Here is an 18,915-nt window from a genome sequence, read left to right on the forward strand (position 1 = left end):
AACTCTTAGCAAGTTGGCTAAACATTCAAACTAGCTATAAATTTTACTTGTAGTAATAAACGCGACTATGCATATCAAAAAATAAACCGCAGTGTTTATGGCTGTGAAAATTTTAAGTGTAATGATGTCTTGTAGAGCTAGTGAATGTTTTATAGTGTGATGTTATTGTGAGCGTGAAAAAAGTGACGAGTAAGTTTTGCTTAGTTTTAGTCACAAAAATAAAAATCCAACCCACTTTTTTAAGTAATTTAAAGGCATATTATAAATTAAATTTTCATCTTTTTGTTATCTAATTTAAAACTCTTCTAAATGAAATAAGAAATTTGCTTTACTATCTAAATTTAACTATTCTGCATTTAGTAAAACTTAAAAACTTCTCAAGCCATAAAGGGCGACGGTAGCAACCAAAGCACTACCGCAAAGTGATGTTTGTTTAAAATATCCCAAACCCAAAGGGCGATGGTATCCAAGTAAAGCAATGACTAGATAGGTTTTTGTAAGCTAAATAAAGCAGGGTAAAAATATCAATGCTATTTATATATTTGTCTAATGTAAATTTATTTTTGCCTTTATTATCCTACAATGCCAAGTATCTACTAATTTATTAATATTTAACTCTACACTGTTATTAGTAACATTTTTGGCAAATTTAACTTTCATTAAGTTTTATAAATTTAGTTATTTTATAAATTTCAATTTTAAAATAGTAATTTGTGATGAGGGTGCTTTGTTATTAATAGCTGTAAATAAAGTCAATCATGATCCTTACCATCTGTGCTAGATAGCAAAATTTTAAGGTTTAATTTTAAAATTTAATCAAATATTAAAAATGGCACTTGTAAAACATTTCTTATAATCTTAAATGGAGCCAAAAGCGTATCTTGTAGGACTTGAGTTTCGTATTTTGGCTCACTCATTGTGCCACGAATTTTAATGAGTGTTGAAAATGTGCGATCCTTGCCTAAAATTATCTGATTTATAAGTGGTATGTTTGAGATGATACCACTAGCTTCTTTTAAAAATTCAAGCTCTAAGTTGATGTTAATCTCTCCGGTTTTTATATCTATTTCTCCACTTCCTAGTATGTCAGCACTGCTACCTGATATCTTAATCGCTATAAATTTAAGCACATTTTTATTTTTTTCAAATAATATTTTGCCATTTTTTGCTGTAAAGCCGTTGCTATTAAAATCTGGTGTTTTCAAGGAAAGAAGAGTTGGTATAGAATCAATAAAACTAAGTAGTTTTTGATAAAAAGTATAGTCTGTAAAATATGTATCATAAAAGCGAACTTCGCCTTTAAAATTATCAACCAATCCTACAACTTTTGCCTTAAATTTTCCGCCACTAAAGCTTTGTTTATTTAAAAATTGATTTATATACTCTCCGCTTATATCGCGCACTTCTAGATTTATGTGCTTATCAATTTTACTAAAATTTATCCTTCCGCCATCAGTATTTGAGCCAAATTTTATCTGCTTTGGAGCAATTAATACTTCGTAATTTGGAAGCTTTAGTGTGCGATTAATATCGGTAAAGATGATGTTTGAGTTTGTTGCACGTGCTATAAACTCACCATTTTCATTATTGCTATCTTGATCTAAATTTACAGTTATATCGATATCTTTTACGTCGATTTTTACGTCGTTATTTTTGGTACTAAATTTGATTTTTTCACTAGTGCTTGTGCCACTTATCTTGTCATCTTTTACTTTTATGTAAAAGCTGTCTTTTTCATATTTTTTGCCATTTTTTGATTGTAGTGGCAGATTAAATATGATATTTTGTGCAAAAATTTCATACTCATTAAAATCATCTGTGTTAATTGAAATTTTATCAGCGGCTGATATATTAAGTGATGATAAAAGCTCTGAGTTTGGCACAAAGCGTGTTGGATTGTGCATGGTGATTTGATTTTTTTTACCAAAAACAAGCGATAAATCAAGCGTATGAAAATCAAGCACTGTATCATCACCGCTAAAGTCCAAAGTAGAGTTAAAATTTTGACTATTTAGGTTTAGTATGCCAAGTTTTTGAGTGTTTAGATTAAAGCTTTTAAGCACACCTTTGATGGTTGCCTTTTTATTTTTTAGATCAAATATTGCATTTGCATCAGAGTTAAAAAAATCCATGCCAAAATCAAGTGCGTTTATAATCATTTCATTTGTGTTGTTTAGCAAAATTTCGGCATTTTTGGACTTAAAATCGGCATTTGCAATTTTTAATTTGGCGTTTTTTGTTGTAAATTTTCCATTTGCAATGACATTAAGCGTGTTAAAATCAATGTCTAAATTTAGCCTTGCGTTCATCTCTCCAGCTGTTTGCGTGATAGGCACATCAATGCCATATGCTTTTAATATCGCATTTATATGTTTGTCGTAGATTGAGTTTGTTATGATGTTTATGTTTATTCCTGGATTTTCATCTAGAGCAAAAATATCTCTGATGTATAGACTAGAGCCGTCTAATTTTTTATTGACATAGGTTGGATTGTGAAGTTTAAAATTTAAAGTTTCGTTTGCCAAAGTTATATTTGCATCTTCTACTTTTATGGGTTGTAGGCTTTTATCTAGCATAACTTCTAGATTTTTAGCTTGAGCACTCGCATTTAGATCCTTTAAAAAAAAGTCATTTGTTTTTAGGTTAATCTTGCCGTTTATTTCATTTACATGATATTCATCAGCCACGATATAGCCATAAATCCAGTTTTTTATCTCTTTATTTAGTCCGATTTTTTCATCAAGACCGACCATAAAATGTCCTAGTGAATAAGCACTCACATCATATATTTTATATTTAATTATCTCTTTTTTAAGCACAAAATCAATCTTGCCGTTTAGTTCATAACTATCAAATGAGCCTGAAAAAGCGAATTTTTTATCTTTTAAATTTGTACTTAATTTGCCTTGTAAATTTACAGCAAAGTCTTTAAACTGCATTTTATTGATTGTGATTAAATCAGTCTTGTTGTCTAGCTCATCTTCTATATTTAAATCAGCTAAAAAGTATTCACTATTTATAAAAATTTTGTTGTTTTTGTATAAAATTTGTATGTTATTGTTTGCGATTTGTAAGTCTTTTATTAAAATTTCATGAAAAATTTTATCTATAAAATACATATAATTGCTTAATTTTAAAAACTCCTTTGCGGAATTGTCATTAAAATTTTCATCGTTTTGCAACGATATTGCAATTTTATCTGCTTTTAAAATAATTTTTTTATCTAGTTTTATATATAATTGTTTTAAATTTATATTGCCAAAAGTAAGCTCATCGATATCGATGCCACGACTTAGAGCCAAACCAATAGAGAGTATAAATATGATAAAAAATGTAAAAATTACCCCTATTATTTTAGTGCTTTTTGATATTATTCTCATTTTTTCCCTATCGTTGCTGTTTTATCTATCGCGACCTATCGATACAAGTAGGGTTGTATATATCCCAAAAGGAAGCGTGAGCGAGATTATAGCATATTTAAGCGATAGGAATTTTAAATTAAGCATAATTGATAATTTTGTCGTTAGAGCATATGGACATATTCAATCAGGTTGGATAGATATGCGTCAAACAAAGCTTTCTAGACTTGATTTTTTAAAGAGATTAACTACGGCAAAAGCCGCCATGGGCGAGATAACTCTTGTGCCTGGTGAAACAGCGGAGGTATTTTTACGCCAAGTAGCAAAAGATTATGAGCTAAATCATGAAATTTTGCTTAAATACTATTATGAGCTTAGTCCTATTAAGGATGGTTTTTTGGTGCCAGATACATACAAAATTCCATTAGGAATGAGCGAACATCATTTAGTGCGTCATCTTATGCAAATTGCTACAAATGTGCATCAAAACCTTAGTAAAAAGGTTTATGGTGAATACAATCAAAGGCGTTGGGAAAAGATTTTAGTAATTGCTTCAATCATACAAAAGGAAGCAGCAAGTATCGATGAAATGCCGCTTGTATCATCTGTGATATACAACAGGCTTGAAAAAAGAATGAAATTACAAATGGACGGCACGTTAAATTATGGCATATATTCGCACGAAAAAATTACAGCACAACGAATACGCCAAGATGATAGCGAATATAACACTTATAAAATTGATGCTTTGCCACCAGCTCCGATATGTGCCGTGTCTATTGACGCTATAAAAGCAGCCATAAATCCAGCAAAGAGCGATTATTTGTATTTTGTGCTAGATAGAAAAACAAAAAAGCATCGTTTTAGTAAAACACTGAGCGAACATAATGCAAACATGAAATAAAAGGAAAAATATGAATGAAATAATATGGACAAAAACCGACGAAAGCCCATATATTGCAAGTGTTTCATTACGTGCAATGTTGGATATGATGCTAAAAAAAGCAGATATTAGATTAAAAGTGCTTGATATAAGTCTTGCTGGTAGAATTTTGTCCGTATTTAATATGGCAGACGATGAGCTTGAAATTTTAAGCAATATTATTAAAAATCCAAATGCAAATATTATAAAATTGCCAAATATATCAGCTACAATTTCACAGCTAAAATCAGCTATTAAAGAGCTACAAAATGCTGGGTATGATTTGCCAGATTATCCAGATGAAATAAAAAATGACAATGATAAAATTGTGCTTGAAAAGTATAAAAAAGTTTTAGGAAGTGCTGTAAATCCAGTGTTAAGAGATGGAAATTCTGACAGAAGAAGCACAAGAGCTGTTAAAGAGTATGCTAAAGCTCATCCGCACTATATGGGCGAGTGGGAACGTGATAGTAAAACACGAATAGCTTGTATGAGCTGTGGGGACTTTTATGCAAATGAGATGGCTAAAATTGCATCAAAAGATGAAATTTTGCGTATTGAGTTTGTGGATAAAAATGGCAAAAAAACAATTTTTAAAGACGATATAGACGTAAAAAAGGGCGATGTAATAGATGCTAGTTATATGCAAGTGGGTGAGCTTATTAAATTTTATAAAGACGAGATAAAAAAAGCAAAAAGAGATGGCTTGGTTTTTAGTTTGCACCTAAAAGCATCCATGATGAAAGTAAGCGATCCTATTATATTTGGACACTGCTTAAGGACATATTTTGATGAAATTTTCATAAAATATAGTGATGATTTGCGTTATTTTAAGCCAGAAAATGGGCTAAAAGAGCTATTTACAACGCTTGGCGATAAAGAAAATGGCAATAAGATAATTTATGAGTTTAAAAATATGCTTGATGGCGTGTATATGTTAGATAAAGACACTAGCAATTTTCACGTATCAAGTGATGTTATTATAGATGCTTCTATGCCGCAACTTTTAAGAAATTCTGGCAAATTAAAAAGCACAGATGGTATTTGGCGTGAGTGTGTTGCTGTGATACCTGATAGGAGTTATGCTGGGGTTTATCAAGCTGTTTTGAGTGATTTTAAAAATAATGGTATGCTTAATGTTACAACCCTTGGAAGCGTTAGCAATGTGGGATTGATGGCTAAAAAGGCACAAGAGTATGGAAGCCATGATAAAAGCTTTATAGCACCAGATGACGGAGAGATAGTTGTTTTAAGTGATGATGGGCTTGTATTTAAATTTAATGTAAGCAAAGGCGACATATTTCGTATGTGTTTAACTAGGGCTGAAGCGATTTCAAACTGGATAGATTTGGCTAAAAGTAGAGCTAAAAGCACAAGTCATGATATGATAGTTTGGCTAGATGAAAATAGGGCTGTTGATAGACAGATGATAAAACTTGTAAAAGATGGGCTTGATGGTGTTTGGTATGAAATTTTAAGTCCAGAAAAAGCGTGTGAAAAAACACTACAACTTATACGAGCTGGTAAGGACGTGATAAGTGTGAGTGGAAATGTTTTAAGGGATTACTTAACAGATCTATTTCCGATATTAGAACTAGGAACAAGTGCAAAGATGCTATCAGTAGTGCCACTACTAAATGGCGGAGTAATGCTAGAAACTGGAGCTGGAGGCACTGCGCCAATGCTAAGTCGCGAATTACAAACGCAAAACCATATGATTTGGGATAGCTTAGGTGAGTTTTTAGCATTAAATGCTTCACTTGAGCTTATTAAAACACCAGAAGCAAAAATTCTAGCTACAACGCTAGATTTGGCAATAAGCGAGTATTTAAATAACAATAAATCACCACAAGTTCAAGTAGGTGCGCTTGATACTAGAGGTAGTCATTTTTGGCTTATACTTTACTGGCTTAGAGCTTTAAAAGATAGCGAATTATCAAGTAAATATGATGAAATTTTAGCAAAATTTGAAAAACAAAAAGATGAAATTTTAATGGAGTTTAGTAAAGTTCAAGGTGTTGGAGTGGATTTTGGTGGCTGGTATTATTTAGATGATAAAAAACTACAAAATATCATGAGACCTAGTAAAATTTTAAATCAAATAGTGGATAATGCATGAAAATAAGTATAATTGGAGCCGGAAACGTAGGGGCTAGTATCGCATATGCACTAGCTATGAGAAATGTGTGTGATGAGATAGTTTTGCTTGATATTTATGCTGATGTGGCAAAGGCAAAGGCAATGGATATAACACAGGCAAATATTGTTTTTAATAGTGATATTTTTGTTGTTGGTGGCGATGATTATGAGCTTTTGCAAAATAGCGATATCGTGGTTATTACAGCTGGTAGTCCAAGAAAGCAGGGTGAGAGTAGGCAGGATTTGCTTTTAAAAAATGCAAAAGTTGTTAAACAAAGCACAATTCATATCGTAAAACACGCACCAAGTGCAATTATTATAGTAGTTACAAATCCATTAGATGAGATGACGTATGTTGCATTTAATTGTAGTGGTTTTAACTCTTCGCGTGTAATAGGCATGGCTGGAGAGCTTGATACAGCAAGGCTTAAGTTTGAATTAAATAAACATGCAAATGTTAAAATTTCAAACCTGACTTCGTATGTAATTGGTGCTCACAATGATGAGATGACTATTGTTAAAAATGGCTGTAATATAGATGATTTTGAAAAGATACAGATGCTTGCTAGAAAGGGTGGGGCGAGTATAGTGGCATTGCTTGGAACGTCAGCATATTATGCACCGGCAGCTGGTGTAGTAAAAATATGTGAAGCCATTAAGAATGATAGCAAAATAAAACAAAGTGTTTGTTTGGCAATAGGTAAAGATTTGGCTATAGGCGTTAGAGCTATAATTGGCAAAAACGGTGCACAAGAGATTAAAAAAAGTGATGAAATCTCAGAGCAAAGCAAACAAAATATCATAAAAAATATTAAATTTTTAAGTGAAATTTTGTAATTTTTGCGTGTTTGGCTTGAAAATTTAGTTTAGTAAAACCAATTAAAATTAATACAAGCCATTTTAAAGCAAACGGCAAAGTTTGTGTATGTTATTAAAATATGCTTTGCTTGGTTTTTAGGAAAATTATTAAAATCAATAATGGTTTTTTCAAGTAGTGAAACTAAAAATCTCATTAAAGTTAAATTAATTATTGTTTATTATTTGTTTTAAATATGTTTGTTATGCTTAGATATTTGAATTTATAATTAAAATTTTATAAAAATATTTTGACTTTAAAGTTCTTTCATTGGATAAATGCGGTTATTGTAGGCAAGGCTCAAATTTCTTTTTGTTTAAATTTAAGCCTTATTTGTTTTATGAATGCGTTATTGCTGTTTTTGTTAATTCGCAGTGTTTTACGCCTTTTAATCCAGCCATAGAGTCGCTAAAAGCTATGATTTTACGAGCCTCACCCTTTAATACCAACGTTTCTAAACAATTATGGTGATCTAAATGCACATGTGTGGTGCATACGATATCTATTTCGGCATCGTGCTGCAAGTCAAGCATACGAAGCACTAGGTCGCTGTGATGATGTGTGTAGATTATGGTTAAAACTCCAACTAGCTCTATACTGTCATCTTCCCAATTATCTTGTATCATTTTTTGGCGGATTAGATCTCTTATGTATTCGCTTCTTGAAGCGTAGCTTTTGCCATCAACTTTAGCATCTAGTTCCACTAATAAAGACTGTGGTAGCGATACGCTAAATCTTATTATGTCATTTTTATCGTTCATGCTCTTCTCCAATTAGTGCGTATTGTAGCTGACCTATGCATATATTTGAGTCATTTGCACCAAATTTTATATTTTCGTAATATTTTATATCATTTTGTTTTAAAATAAAATGAAGCCTTTTTGTTAGTTGTTGATTTAAAAACACACCACCAGATAGCAAAATTTCACTTTTTTGCTCTTTTGCTATGGCTAAAATCACGTTTGCTAAGCCATTTATAAATGCAGTTGCTGCTACTTTTGGTTTATCTTTTAATGCGTTTATAAATGCTTTTTTGTATCCTATTATCCCATTACATATTTCAAGCTCATAAGCTACATCTAAGCTTTCATCATATAGTGCTTCTAGCTCCATGCCACTTTGTGCTTCATAGCTTATACTATATTTTCTTAAAATAACAGCGGCAAATGCGTCAAATATCCGTCCAATTGAGCTTGTTTTTACACAATTTTTAGCCGCAAAGTGTAGCTTTGTTAAATTTTTAAGCTTTATTTTGTCAAAATTTTGCAAAAACCAGTTGGCTTCTTTGATTAAATCATATTTTAATATTACACTAAGTGCTATTTGCGATATGTTTTTTATGCTATTTTCGCCACCAATTAATAAAATTTCATCAAATTTATATAGCCTTTTTATCTCACGCCCTTTGATTTTAAGAATCTCTCCGCCCCATATATTGCCATCTAGACCGTATCCTGTCCCATCAAAAGCAAAGCCAACATACTCTTTTTCGATACTAAGATTATTTTCAAAAATAACACTAAGCAAATGAGCTTGATGGTGTTGTGCTTTTATGATGTTTAGCCCTAGCTCTTGTGCGTATTTTGTATTTAAAAAATATGGATGCATGTCGGCTATAGCGTAGTCAAATTTTAATTCATAAGTATCAACAAAAAGTTTTAAAACACTCTTAAATCTATCAAAAGTTGCTACATTTTTTAGGTCCCCAATATATGGGCTTATCATTATAAGAGAATTATGATAGATAGCAAATTGATTTTTTAGCTCCGCACCAAGTGCTAAAATCGTGGCTTGTTTTTTGTATTTTGTATGGATAAAATATGGATGAAGTCCGCGTGAAGTCCTGACAAAATAGTGCTTGTCGTTTATAACATATGCTATACTATCATCACTTGGACTATAAATATCTCGATCGTGATCTAAATAGTAATCTATGACATCGTTTAAGTGATTTTTAAGTGAAATTTCATCATATATTACTGGTTCTGCGGATATATTTGCACTTGTTGCAATGATGGCACAGTCTAAATACTCAAATAAAGCTAAATGTATGCCACTAAAGGGCAGCATAATGCCAAGCTTATCAAGATTTGGTGCTACGTTTTTGGCGATTTGGCTTTGTGCTTTGGCTTGCAATAACACGATTGGTTTTAAATTTGATTTTATGAGTTGCTCTTCGTGTTTATTTATATTTGCTATGGTTTTTGCTTGTGATATGTCACGACACATTATAGCAAATGGCTTATGTGGTCTTTGTTTGCGTTCTCTTAGTGTTGATACTGTTTGTTCGCATGTTGCTTTACATATTAAATGATATCCACCAAGACCTTTAACGGCTAAAATTTTGCCATCATTTATTAGTTTGGCAGCTTGTTTGATTGCATCATTTTTTATGGATAAAATTTCTGCATTTTTTGTTTTTAGCGACATTGTTGGACCGCAATCAGGGCAAGAAATCGGCTGTGCGTGATACCTGTGATCAAGTGGGTTTGTGTATTCATCATGGCATGTTTTGCACATGTTAAATTTATTCATCGTGGTATTTATGCGATCATATGGTAGTGCTTTTATGATTGAAAATCTAGGGCCGCAATTTGTGCAGTTTATAAATGGATATTTATAGCGTGTGTTGTTTGGATCGTTATACTCTTGTTCGCACTCATGGCATAGTGCAAAATCAGGCAAAATCGGAGCAAATTTCTTATCGCTTTTTGATTCAATGATGCTAAAATCATTAAATTTATCATCACAATCTTGCTTTATAATCTCATCAATCCTAGCAAGTTGCGGAAGCTCGTTAAACAGTGCTTTTTCAAACGCTTTTATATCATTTTGATTGGCCCAAATTTTTAGCTTAACGCCACTATCATCATTATACACTTCGCCATTTAGATTAAATTTCTTTGCTAAAGTATATATAAATGGGCGAAATCCAACACCTTGAACAAGTCCAGAAATTTCATATCTTACGCCCTGTTTCATGGCTATTTTTTTATGATATCGTTGTCTTTTATATAGCTTAAAAACTCATCTCTTAATTTTTGCTCTTTATGTGCGATAGCTTCATCTTTGCTAAATGTTTTTGCTGTATTTTGCTTTGTTTCTTTTGTGTTGCTTGTCATCTCTTTTTTGATCTGCTTTAGACTATCAAAAAAATCATTCATACTATATTCCTTTAAATTTGTATCTGCAAAGATTAACTATTTTTTTCTAAAAAGTGTATTAATTTATAAAAATTTTAGGAAAGTTTGGCTAAAATCACACTTTCTTTTACAAAATACCAATTTGTTGCGCTCGTAGCTCAGCTGGATAGAGCATTTGATTGCGGTTCAAAAGGTCAGAGGTTCGAATCCTCTCGGGCGCGCCACTTCTAAGATTTATCCTTATTTTTCAAATAACTTTTTTTGAGTTTTTTAAAATTTATTTTAATCAAAACAACTCTAGTTTTAAATGTTTAGCCAAAATTTCTTATTTTTTTAGTATAATCTTGCAAAATTAATTAAACTAAAGAAAATGAGCTATGGATTTTGAAAATATACAAAAAATAATAAAAGATATGGAGGCTGAAATCTCAGCTTTTGGCGAGTATGAAGAAGAGCTAGAGCCTTATCAGAGCGTAGCGGAATTTAATGCAAACATAGATGCATTAAAAGATAAAATACAAAAAGATGGAGATGAGACTGTATTTTTTAAAAATGTATTTAATACGCAAGATTATTATGAAAACATAAGCTCATATCTAAGCCAAATTCAAGTTTCAATTGAGCAAAAAATAAAAAAATCTGGCGTAAGTCCACAGGCAAATTATAATTTGCAACAAAGTCTAAAACTAGTCACTGAAACTATTGATTTATTAGTGATAGAGTATGGCAATTTGGTAAAAAACGACAAAAAAAACTTCTTTAGTCAAAACGGAACAAGGCGCAATAAAATCCGATTAACGCTTTCAAATTTAGTTGAGCTTAAGAAAAAAATTGAAAATATTATCTATAGGGACTCTAAAATCGTATCAAATGTGCTTTTAAAGGAATTTAAAACACTTTATACATTTTTTGCAAACTGTATAAAAGTTGCTAAAAGCAGACAAGATGAGCTTTTGCTTGTTGAGGTAGCGGGGATATCTGATAGGCTTATGAGTATGATATATCCGGTATTTCGCAACAAAAGCCTTAGTGTGTCAGAACTTATATATTATTATTTATTTTTTGAATTAAGAGAGTTAAAGGCTAGTGCGATAGGAAACCGACTAGCCTAATTTTTAGGCACCAAGTGCCTTTTTAACCTCGTCACTTGCCATTGTGATATTCCACTCAGGCTCCCATACTAGATCTATCTCGCACTCATTTATGCCATCAACTCTTAAGGCGGCATCTTTAACCCAGCCAAGGATTAACTCATGAAGAGGGCATGATTTTGTAGATAGTGTCATTGTGACTTTTGCTTTATCATCGCTTACACTTACATCATATATAAGCCCAAGCGAAACTATATCAAATCCGACTTCTGGATCAACTATAGTGCTAAGTTGTGCGTAAATTTTATCTCTCATTTGTAACTCCAAATTTTGTATATTTAAAAAAGTTTATTACATTTACTGCAACTAAAATAATGCTAATTAGCATAAAGATCATTGAAATTTTAGCATTTATAATGTAAGTAATTAATGCTAAAATATTAAATGCAAGTGAGATATATGCTTGGCGTTTTAGCATCATCTCATCTAAAAGCGGCACTTTAGCCTTGCCAACATATGGGCTTACGTAGTGATACCAAATCAAAAACGGTGCAATTTTATACAAATGTCCTACTATAAATGGATACAAAAATCCATAAATTAAGATAAACGAGGCTATGTATGTTTGGTTTATATAAAATAAAATAATAAACAAAGCAAGACTAACAAGCGATAAAAGCACGTTTAAATTCCAGTAATCATATGCCTTTCTTACGCGGTTTTTCATTATCAAAAACGCTTGTGATATGAAGCAAAATAGTGCTAGTCCTATAAAAATAATAGCTAAAATTTCACTAAAATATAGCAAAAATCCAGCCACTACAAATAAGACAAGTGAAATTTTACTAAGCATAAAACTGATATTATGAGCTAGTGCAAACATCGGTAGCAACACACTTGCTACACCAACTATTATAAAAAACACAAAGCCAAGCACAAAGTATATGTGATAATAAAGTGCAGTTGTAAAATCAATCGCAACCAAACCGCTAAAAATCATAACTAATAAAAAGCCAAGCACAATGCCAACTAAAAGATAGATAGATGAAATTAAAAGCGTAACACTAGCAAAACTTCTCTTTTTTGTCTTTAAAAAACTAAGCAAAAATGTAATATCAAAAAACAATAAAGATACAAAAAGCAAACCACCACCAGCATGCAAAAGTGGCATTGTTGATGTGATCATGCCATAACTAAGCAACAATGCACCAGCCACAAATGCAAATAAATTTAAAAAAGCACCTTTAATGCTAAAAAATGGCTCTTCAAGTATCACAGATGTTAGCTGATATAGTGCACCTATAATAATACTCATAGCAAAACCAACAAAAAATACATGCATAAAACCAGCCGTATTTAGGGCTGTAAGTGAGCTAAAATCAGCCTTTAAAAATGCCAAAACACTAAGTATAAGGCAGATCATACCAGCTATAAAATAACCGCCGACTAGTCTAAACGGCGGTGCAAATGTATTAAGTAGCATGTTTTATCCGTGACAAACTTGATTTGTGTTGTATTTTTCAGGCTCAACACCATCTTTGAGACTAAAAGTTAGCTTAACTTCTTCGCCATCTAAATTCTCACGCTCGATATTAAATTTATCTTGTATTTTTGGGATTAGACCAGCCGGATATTTGTGATTTATCATTACAACTTTTGTGCTTTTATCATTTATCATGTTTAGTGCCACCATTGCATTTACCATTGGTTCAGGTGGAACGCATGGACGTGAATCAAATCCTATGATTTGAATATCATTTTTGATTGTTTTATAAAAGCTCACACTGGCACCTTCGGCTTTAAACTCGCTCCAATTTTCAAAAAAACTCATTTTTTCTCCTTGATTTAATAAAATTAGGATAATTATACTCTTTTATAATTTTTTTTTATTGATTTAAGTCAAAAATTTAGCACAGTTACGCAATATTCAAAAAAATTAGTCATAATTATGTTACAATTTAATAAAAAGAAGGCACAATATGAAAAATTTAAGTATTTCTAAGAAAATAATACTTAGTGTGGTTTCGTTACTATTTGTTAGTTTCGTTCTGCTTGAAATTATTATTGTAAATGAGATAAAAAAATCATCTAACAATATTGCGACAAATAGCTTAGAAATGCTTAGTGAATCTGTGTTTTATTCTCTTCGTTCGGCTATGAATTTAGGTGACGCTGAGGCTATAAGATCATCGCTTGAATTAAACTCAAAGATAAAAAATATCAGTGAATTAAAAGTGTATAAATCAAACTCGGTTGCTGAGTTATTTGGTCTAGAGCGTGTTAGGGTTAGCGATGATGAGATAAGACAGCAGTTTATAACGCCAGGAAGCAAAAGATTAGAGGTTTATAAAAATGATGAGCATTTTGTAAGGCTCATAAAGCCACTTATGGCAGATAGTGAGTGCTTGGCATGTCATGTAAATGAGAGTGAAAATAATGTGCTTGGCGTGATGGATATGTCTTACTCTTTAAAAGATATAGACAATGATATAAAATCACAAAGCTATACTCTCATAGCTCTTTTTGTTGTATCTCTTGTTTTGACGCTAATTGTGATAATATTTACACTAAGAAGTGTTGTTATAAAGCCGATTGAAGAGTTAAGATATACTACAAAAGATTTAGCTGATGGCGAGGGTGATTTAAGGGCAAGAATAAAAGTAAAAAGTAGCGATGAGATCGGCAAGGTTGGGTATAATGTTAATACTTTTATTCAAAAAATTGAACACACCATACAAAATGTTACGACAAGCTCTGAAAATATAAGCAATCAAATAAATACTTTACGAAATAACTCATCAAGGTTGGCTAAAAGCTCCCAAAATGCAAAAGAACAAGCGGAGTTGTCGCATAAATTAACAAAAGATGTCGGAGATGATTTTACATTTGCAAAGCAAATGGCTAACAATGCCGTATCACTATCTCAAGAGTCAAATGCAAGTCTTGATGATGTATTAAATACGCTAAAAAATGTAGTTGATAGTATAAATAAAGCTAGTCAAAACGAAGAGGCCTTGGCTATAAAAACGCAAGAAGTAGCAATGCAAAGTGAAAATATAAGTAAAATTTTAGGCATCATAGATGATATTGCTGATCAAACAAATCTTTTAGCACTAAATGCAGCCATAGAAGCCGCACGTGCTGGAGAGTATGGGCGTGGCTTTGCGGTTGTTGCTGAAGAGGTGCGAAAGTTAGCCGAACAAACAAGTTCTCAGCTAACAGATATACAGATAAACTCTAAGAATATTATTTACGGAGTATCTGATTTAAATACTTCGCTTAAGCAAAATGCGTCTGATATCTCTTTGATAAATAAACGAGCAAATGAGCTTATGGATATGGCGTATCACTCAAAACAAAGCACTAGCTCATCCATAAACATCATAAAAGATGTAGAAAACAAAACACAAACAAGTCTAACAAATGTGTCTAATTTGTTAAATGAGAGTGAAAAATCTCTAAAAATTGCAGATGACAATGAAAAAATTTCAAAAGAACTATTGCAAGTGGCTTCAGTTTTGGATGAAATTTCAGCCGCATTAAAAAATGATTTAAGTAAATTTAAAGTATAAAATTAGACATTTTTATATAATTAAACAATGGTGTGCTTAAATTATAATTGTTTTAATGTAAAAACTGTATAATTACCTTAAATTGTGAAATTAGAGGTTATTTATAATGTTGAATAAAAAAATAGCTTTAAGCATGATGGCTTGTAGTGTTATTTATGCCAACAGCGATCTTAATTTAATCAATGCAAATGATTTGCAGGTTTTTGGTGACGGAGTTGTTATAGGTATAGCAGATTCTGTCGTTAGAAAAACACACATAAGCTTAAAAGATAAAGTTGTTGATGAGAAGGTTTATAAAAGTGGCGATTTTAGCGTAGAAACGCACGGTTCTCATGTTGTGTCTATCGCAGTTGGAAATATTTTAGATATGGATAAGCCTAGAGGCGTAGCAACTAAGGCTAAAATTTACGCATTTCAAAATACTTCACAACTAGGCACAATAAGTCCTAAAATTTACGATTATTTTAAAGATAAAGATGTAAAGATTATAAACAATAGCTGGGGGTCAAATTTATACCCAACGGCTGGACTTCAACAAGGACTTGGTAGTAAATATCAACCGGAATTAACCAAGAATGAGCTTTTAAGCAAGGTTGGAGAAGCTGCAAAAGATTTAATTAGATTGTCGCAAGAAAAAAATATATTAAGCATATTCGCTGCTGGAAATGAAGGAATGCCAGGATCTAGCATACAAGCTTCTATGCCATATTATGATGAAAGTTTGAGATCTTGGCTTGTGGTTGGGGCACTAAACTCAGCAGGGATTAGTAAAAATCAAAATGGCAAAATTGTAATAAGCAAAGATGGAATTTTCGAAAAAAGCAACCATTTTAGAAAGGCTGGGCTTTTTTCCATAATGGCACCAGGCACAAACATAAACGCGGCATATTCAAGAAATGATAATGATTTTATAAAAATGAGTGGCACATCTATGGCAGCACCTTTTGTAAGCGGTGTGGCTGCATTGGTGCAAGAAAAATTCCCATTTTTAAATGGCAAACAAATAGCAGATGTGATTTTAAGCACTGCAAATAGTGATTTTGAGTTTCCAAGTATAATAGTAAAAACTATACCGGATGGAAGCAAGGTAAAATATGGCGTCATATATATAAACAAAGATGTTCCAAAAGATGAAAATACAATCCGAAACGATTTAAATAAGGCAGGATATGATGCAAATAAAATTTTAAAAAATAAATATGAAGATTATGATGCGGCAAATAGTTTAACAAACTTAAATACTAATTTTGCCATCAGACTTAGCAAAGAAGAGGTCTTTGGTCAGGGTATTTTAGACGCCAAAAAAGCTTTGAATGGACTTGCTTTGTTAGATATAAATAGGATGGACGATAGTGATGTAAAAACATTTTTAAACAATCAAAAAGAGGCTTATTATACCATAGATACAGCCGATAAAATAGCCGTGTTTAGCAACGACATAGACCAGAGAAAATGGGACGATAAATATCATAGAATAAAAGGTGAACAAGCGTATGGGACATATGATGAATACTATAATAAATTTCATCCAGCCCAAAATTTACCTCAAAATTTAAGAAATCTAAATGCAGGACTTATAAAGGACGGAAGTGGGACTTTAAGACTAGAAGGCGATAATAAATACCAAGGGCTTACGGTTATACAAAATGGAACCTTAAATATATCAAAAAGAGCTGACGGAAGTGGTGGCGTGATAAGCGGTGGAGTTTTAAACCAAGAAAACGGCATTGTAACTGGAAATGGCGTAATAAAAGGTGCTGTGCTAAATAGGGGAACTTTTATGCCAGGAAATGATGATTTAGATAAACTTAAAATCGAAAACACATACACGCAAGAGGGGCAAAATAGCAAAATAGTGCTAAGCTTTGATAAAAGAGGCAATTCAAATCTAGAAGCTAACAGATATGATATAAAAGGTGGAACGCTAGAATATAGACCTTTAAAAAATGAGTTTTACGCAATCGGACACAAAGTGCAAATGCAACTTGGAGGATTAAAAGAGCATTTGGATAAATTTAGCGGCATTAAAATATACGGAACTCAAACGCTTGATTTTGTAGTATCTAATAGTGATAAGTCTATCATAAATGAAGATAAAAATTTGCCTTATTCTGATTTGATACCATTAACTCCAGCCGAGAAAGTAACCCCTTTAACGCCATTAATTCCAGCTAATAAAGTAGTTCCTTTAACCGTTTTGCAACCTGCTCAAAAAATTCAAAATGATGATGTTTTGGTTATAAAACCGGTTTTAAAGCCAAATGCCTATGAGGTTAAAGATAGTACAATAGGAAGTGCTTTAAGAGGCATACGAACTCGAAACAATTTAAGCAGTCAATATCAAGAAATATTTGCTAAGATTGATAGTGGTGCAGGTGAAATTTTAGACAGTATTTCTCAAAGTGGAGTTAGTGAGGCTATACCTAGTATAAATCAGCCTTTATATGAGCTTAGCAGAATCAATACTCTATCTATTTTAAAAACTCCAAGCACTCAAAGTTTTGCTGTAACCCTTGCTAAAAATCCAATTTATGTGGCTGGTTTAAGCGATGAAATGCTAATAAAATATGTTAAGGATACATTAGATAATGCAGCTTATAAAAACACTTGGTATATAACTCCAAAATACAAAAAATACAATAATGATAAATTTAATGGCAAAAGTGTTGGCTCCGAGATCGGATTTTATAGAATTTTGGAAAACTCAGATATTGTTGGTTTTGGATTAAATTATTTAAAAAGTGATTTAAATTTTAGATATTCAAATATTAAAAGTGATGCGTTAAATGCGGTATTTAGCTATAGTTTTGATATGAAAGATTATAAAATTTTATCAGGACTTGGCTTTGGAATTGGCAACAATGACGTAGAAAGAAAGATATATCTTGTAGATAATAAGATTAGTGCAAATTATAAAAATTCTATCTTTTTAACTCAGCTTGGACTTGCCAAAGACTTCGTAATTAACGATTTAGTAATAACTCCGATCGGTTATCTTAATGCTGGCTTTATTACACAAGATGCCTTTAATGAAAGTGGAGCAGCTTTTGCAAAGAGTTACGATAGAGTGAGACAAAACGTCTATTCTGCTGTATTTGGATTTGATACTCAGTATCATATTTTGGATAATCAAAAGCTAACTTTTAGTGTGATGTATGAAAAAATTTTAAGCGGAAAAAATATTAAAAGCAGGGCAAAATTTGTAGATTTTGCTGGATATAATTTTGAAGAAAGCACGAAATTAATCGATAATAATTTGCAGTTTAATGCAGATTGGGAAATTTTGCTTAGTAGCGGAGTGTTTTTTAAATTGGGTGGAAATTTTGAGTATTCAAAAAATCAAAATAATTTCTCAGCCCAAGCAAGTTTTGGATATAGGTTTTTATTTTGACATGAGTTAAACTTAGAAAATTTTCTAAGTTTAACTTGCCTGTTTAACATTAAAATGTAGATTTAGGATCTGATTGACTTCTATCCCAGCCTTGTTTTGCTCCGGCAAGTAGATGAAAATGCAGGTGCATGACCTCTTGTCCGCCGTTTTCTCCGCAGTTTGTTATCAATCTATAGCCACTTTTATCTACACCGATAAATCTAGCTAATTCTTGGATAAAACTTAGCATTTCGCCCATTAAACTTGGATCAAATTCTTGAATATTTTCAAAATGCTTTTTTGGAATAATTAGTATGTGTATTGGTGCACGCGGATTTATATCACGAAACGCTAGAAATTTTTCGTTTTCTAGCACTTTGTTGCACGGCAATTCACCAGCTACAATTTTTTCAAAAATTGTCATTTTTAGGCTCTCCTTTGAACTTTTTTTAATTTTTCATCG

At 31.9% G+C, this 18,915-nt stretch carries 14 protein-coding genes and 1 tRNA gene; 7 read left to right on the forward strand and 8 right to left on the reverse strand.

The annotated features are described in order from the left end of the window. Positions 1–812: 812 nt before the first annotated feature. Positions 813–3,380 carry a YhdP family protein gene (locus tag LQU93_RS01415; protein WP_229932103.1) on the reverse strand — a complete coding sequence of 856 codons (2,568 nt, stop codon included), beginning with the start codon at positions 3,378–3,380 and terminating at the stop codon, positions 813–815. Between LQU93_RS01415 and mltG the strand changes: the two genes are divergently transcribed. Genes mltG through LQU93_RS01430 form a run of 3 tightly spaced genes read left to right on the forward strand, consistent with a single transcriptional unit; the run spans position 3,322 to position 7,257 of the window. After that, entirely contained in the window at positions 3,322–4,263 is a 942-nt protein-coding gene (mltG, locus tag LQU93_RS01420; protein WP_229932104.1) for an endolytic transglycosylase MltG, read from the forward strand. The genes LQU93_RS01415 and mltG overlap by 59 nt on opposite strands. A gap of 10 nt (positions 4,264–4,273) precedes the next feature. Beyond that, positions 4,274–6,400, forward strand: a complete 2,127-nt coding sequence (locus tag LQU93_RS01425) for an NADP-dependent isocitrate dehydrogenase (protein WP_229932105.1) — start codon at positions 4,274–4,276, stop codon at positions 6,398–6,400. After that, a complete protein-coding gene (locus LQU93_RS01430; protein ID WP_229932106.1) occupies positions 6,397–7,257 on the forward strand; it encodes a lactate/malate family dehydrogenase in 861 nt (286 codons plus the stop codon). Before LQU93_RS01425 ends, LQU93_RS01430 begins: the two co-directional genes overlap by 4 nt. Positions 7,258–7,614: 357 nt before the next feature. Here the strand turns inward: LQU93_RS01430 and nikR are convergent, their stop codons facing one another. Genes nikR through LQU93_RS01445 form a run of 3 tightly spaced genes read right to left on the reverse strand, consistent with a single transcriptional unit; the run spans position 7,615 to position 10,440 of the window. Next, the gene (gene nikR / locus LQU93_RS01435) at positions 7,615–8,037 is read right to left on the reverse strand and encodes a nickel-responsive transcriptional regulator NikR (protein ID WP_229932107.1); all 423 of its coding nucleotides are present in this window, start codon (positions 8,035–8,037) and stop codon (positions 7,615–7,617) included. Next, a complete protein-coding gene (gene hypF, locus LQU93_RS01440) occupies positions 8,027–10,258 on the reverse strand; it encodes a carbamoyltransferase HypF (RefSeq protein WP_229932108.1) in 2,232 nt (743 codons plus the stop codon). Before hypF ends, nikR begins: the two co-directional genes overlap by 11 nt. A gap of 2 nt (positions 10,259–10,260) precedes the next feature. Next, complete coding sequence (locus LQU93_RS01445) at positions 10,261–10,440, reverse strand: hypothetical protein (protein ID WP_229932109.1); 180 nt, start codon at positions 10,438–10,440, stop codon at positions 10,261–10,263. 126 nt (positions 10,441–10,566) lie between these two features. Between LQU93_RS01445 and LQU93_RS01450 the strand changes: the two genes are divergently transcribed. Next, a tRNA-Arg gene (locus LQU93_RS01450) sits at positions 10,567–10,643 on the forward strand. Positions 10,644–10,796: 153 nt separating this feature from the next. Next, entirely contained in the window at positions 10,797–11,531 is a 735-nt protein-coding gene (locus tag LQU93_RS01455) for a hypothetical protein (RefSeq protein ID WP_229932110.1), read from the forward strand. Positions 11,532–11,534: 3 nt separating this feature from the next. Here LQU93_RS01455 and LQU93_RS01460 read toward each other — a convergent pair whose 3' ends face one another. From LQU93_RS01460 to LQU93_RS01470, 3 genes are read right to left on the reverse strand one after another with little or no spacing between them, the layout of a single operon-like run. Continuing rightward, positions 11,535–11,825 carry a metal-sulfur cluster assembly factor gene (locus LQU93_RS01460; RefSeq protein ID WP_229932111.1) on the reverse strand — a complete coding sequence of 97 codons (291 nt, stop codon included), beginning with the start codon at positions 11,823–11,825 and terminating at the stop codon, positions 11,535–11,537. Then, positions 11,815–12,993: a peptidase M50 gene (locus tag LQU93_RS01465; RefSeq protein ID WP_229932112.1), complete on the reverse strand. Its 1,179-nt coding sequence runs from the start codon at positions 12,991–12,993 to the stop codon at positions 11,815–11,817. The genes LQU93_RS01460 and LQU93_RS01465 overlap by 11 nt, the downstream gene beginning before the upstream one ends. A gap of 3 nt (positions 12,994–12,996) precedes the next feature. Further along, positions 12,997–13,341 carry a hypothetical protein gene (locus LQU93_RS01470; protein WP_229932113.1) on the reverse strand — a complete coding sequence of 115 codons (345 nt, stop codon included), beginning with the start codon at positions 13,339–13,341 and terminating at the stop codon, positions 12,997–12,999. A gap of 625 nt (positions 13,342–13,966) precedes the next feature. Here LQU93_RS01470 and LQU93_RS01475 point away from each other — a divergent pair. Both LQU93_RS01475 and LQU93_RS01480 read left to right on the forward strand, forming a co-directional pair. After that, positions 13,967–15,082: a methyl-accepting chemotaxis protein gene (locus LQU93_RS01475; protein WP_418884056.1), complete on the forward strand. Its 1,116-nt coding sequence runs from the start codon at positions 13,967–13,969 to the stop codon at positions 15,080–15,082. Between the two features lie 106 nt (positions 15,083–15,188). Next, positions 15,189–18,473 (forward strand): S8 family serine peptidase, encoded by a 3,285-nt coding sequence (locus LQU93_RS01480; protein ID WP_229932115.1) that lies wholly within the window; start codon positions 15,189–15,191, stop codon positions 18,471–18,473. Positions 18,474–18,522: 49 nt separating this feature from the next. Here the strand turns inward: LQU93_RS01480 and LQU93_RS01485 are convergent, their stop codons facing one another. Beyond that, a complete protein-coding gene (locus LQU93_RS01485) occupies positions 18,523–18,876 on the reverse strand; it encodes a histidine triad nucleotide-binding protein (protein WP_229932116.1) in 354 nt (117 codons plus the stop codon). Positions 18,877–18,915: the final 39 nt, after the last annotated feature.

Source organism: Campylobacter majalis, assembly GCF_905120465.1.
GTDB lineage: Bacteria > Campylobacterota > Campylobacteria > Campylobacterales > Campylobacteraceae > Campylobacter_A > Campylobacter_A majalis.

Bases quoted from the DNA above. Each gene is read 5' to 3' on its own strand.
- mltG (WP_229932104.1), top strand. From the start codon at position 3,322: ATGATAAAAAATGTAAAAATTACCCCTATTATTTTAGTGCTTTTTGAT.
- LQU93_RS01415 (WP_229932103.1), bottom strand. From the start codon at position 3,380: ATGAGAATAATATCAAAAAGCACTAAAATAATAGGGGTAATTTTTACA.
- LQU93_RS01425 (WP_229932105.1), top strand. From the start codon at position 4,274: ATGAATGAAATAATATGGACAAAAACCGACGAAAGCCCATATATTGCA.
- LQU93_RS01430 (WP_229932106.1), top strand. From the start codon at position 6,397: ATGAAAATAAGTATAATTGGAGCCGGAAACGTAGGGGCTAGTATCGCA.
- nikR (WP_229932107.1), bottom strand. From the start codon at position 8,037: ATGAACGATAAAAATGACATAATAAGATTTAGCGTATCGCTACCACAG.
- hypF (WP_229932108.1), bottom strand. From the start codon at position 10,258: ATGAAACAGGGCGTAAGATATGAAATTTCTGGACTTGTTCAAGGTGTT.
- LQU93_RS01445 (WP_229932109.1), bottom strand. From the start codon at position 10,440: ATGAATGATTTTTTTGATAGTCTAAAGCAGATCAAAAAAGAGATGACA.
- LQU93_RS01455 (WP_229932110.1), top strand. From the start codon at position 10,797: ATGGATTTTGAAAATATACAAAAAATAATAAAAGATATGGAGGCTGAA.
- LQU93_RS01460 (WP_229932111.1), bottom strand. From the start codon at position 11,825: ATGAGAGATAAAATTTACGCACAACTTAGCACTATAGTTGATCCAGAA.
- LQU93_RS01465 (WP_229932112.1), bottom strand. From the start codon at position 12,993: ATGCTACTTAATACATTTGCACCGCCGTTTAGACTAGTCGGCGGTTAT.
- LQU93_RS01470 (WP_229932113.1), bottom strand. From the start codon at position 13,341: ATGAGTTTTTTTGAAAATTGGAGCGAGTTTAAAGCCGAAGGTGCCAGT.
- LQU93_RS01475 (WP_418884056.1), top strand. From the start codon at position 13,967: ATGTCTTACTCTTTAAAAGATATAGACAATGATATAAAATCACAAAGC.
- LQU93_RS01480 (WP_229932115.1), top strand. From the start codon at position 15,189: ATGTTGAATAAAAAAATAGCTTTAAGCATGATGGCTTGTAGTGTTATT.
- LQU93_RS01485 (WP_229932116.1), bottom strand. From the start codon at position 18,876: ATGACAATTTTTGAAAAAATTGTAGCTGGTGAATTGCCGTGCAACAAA.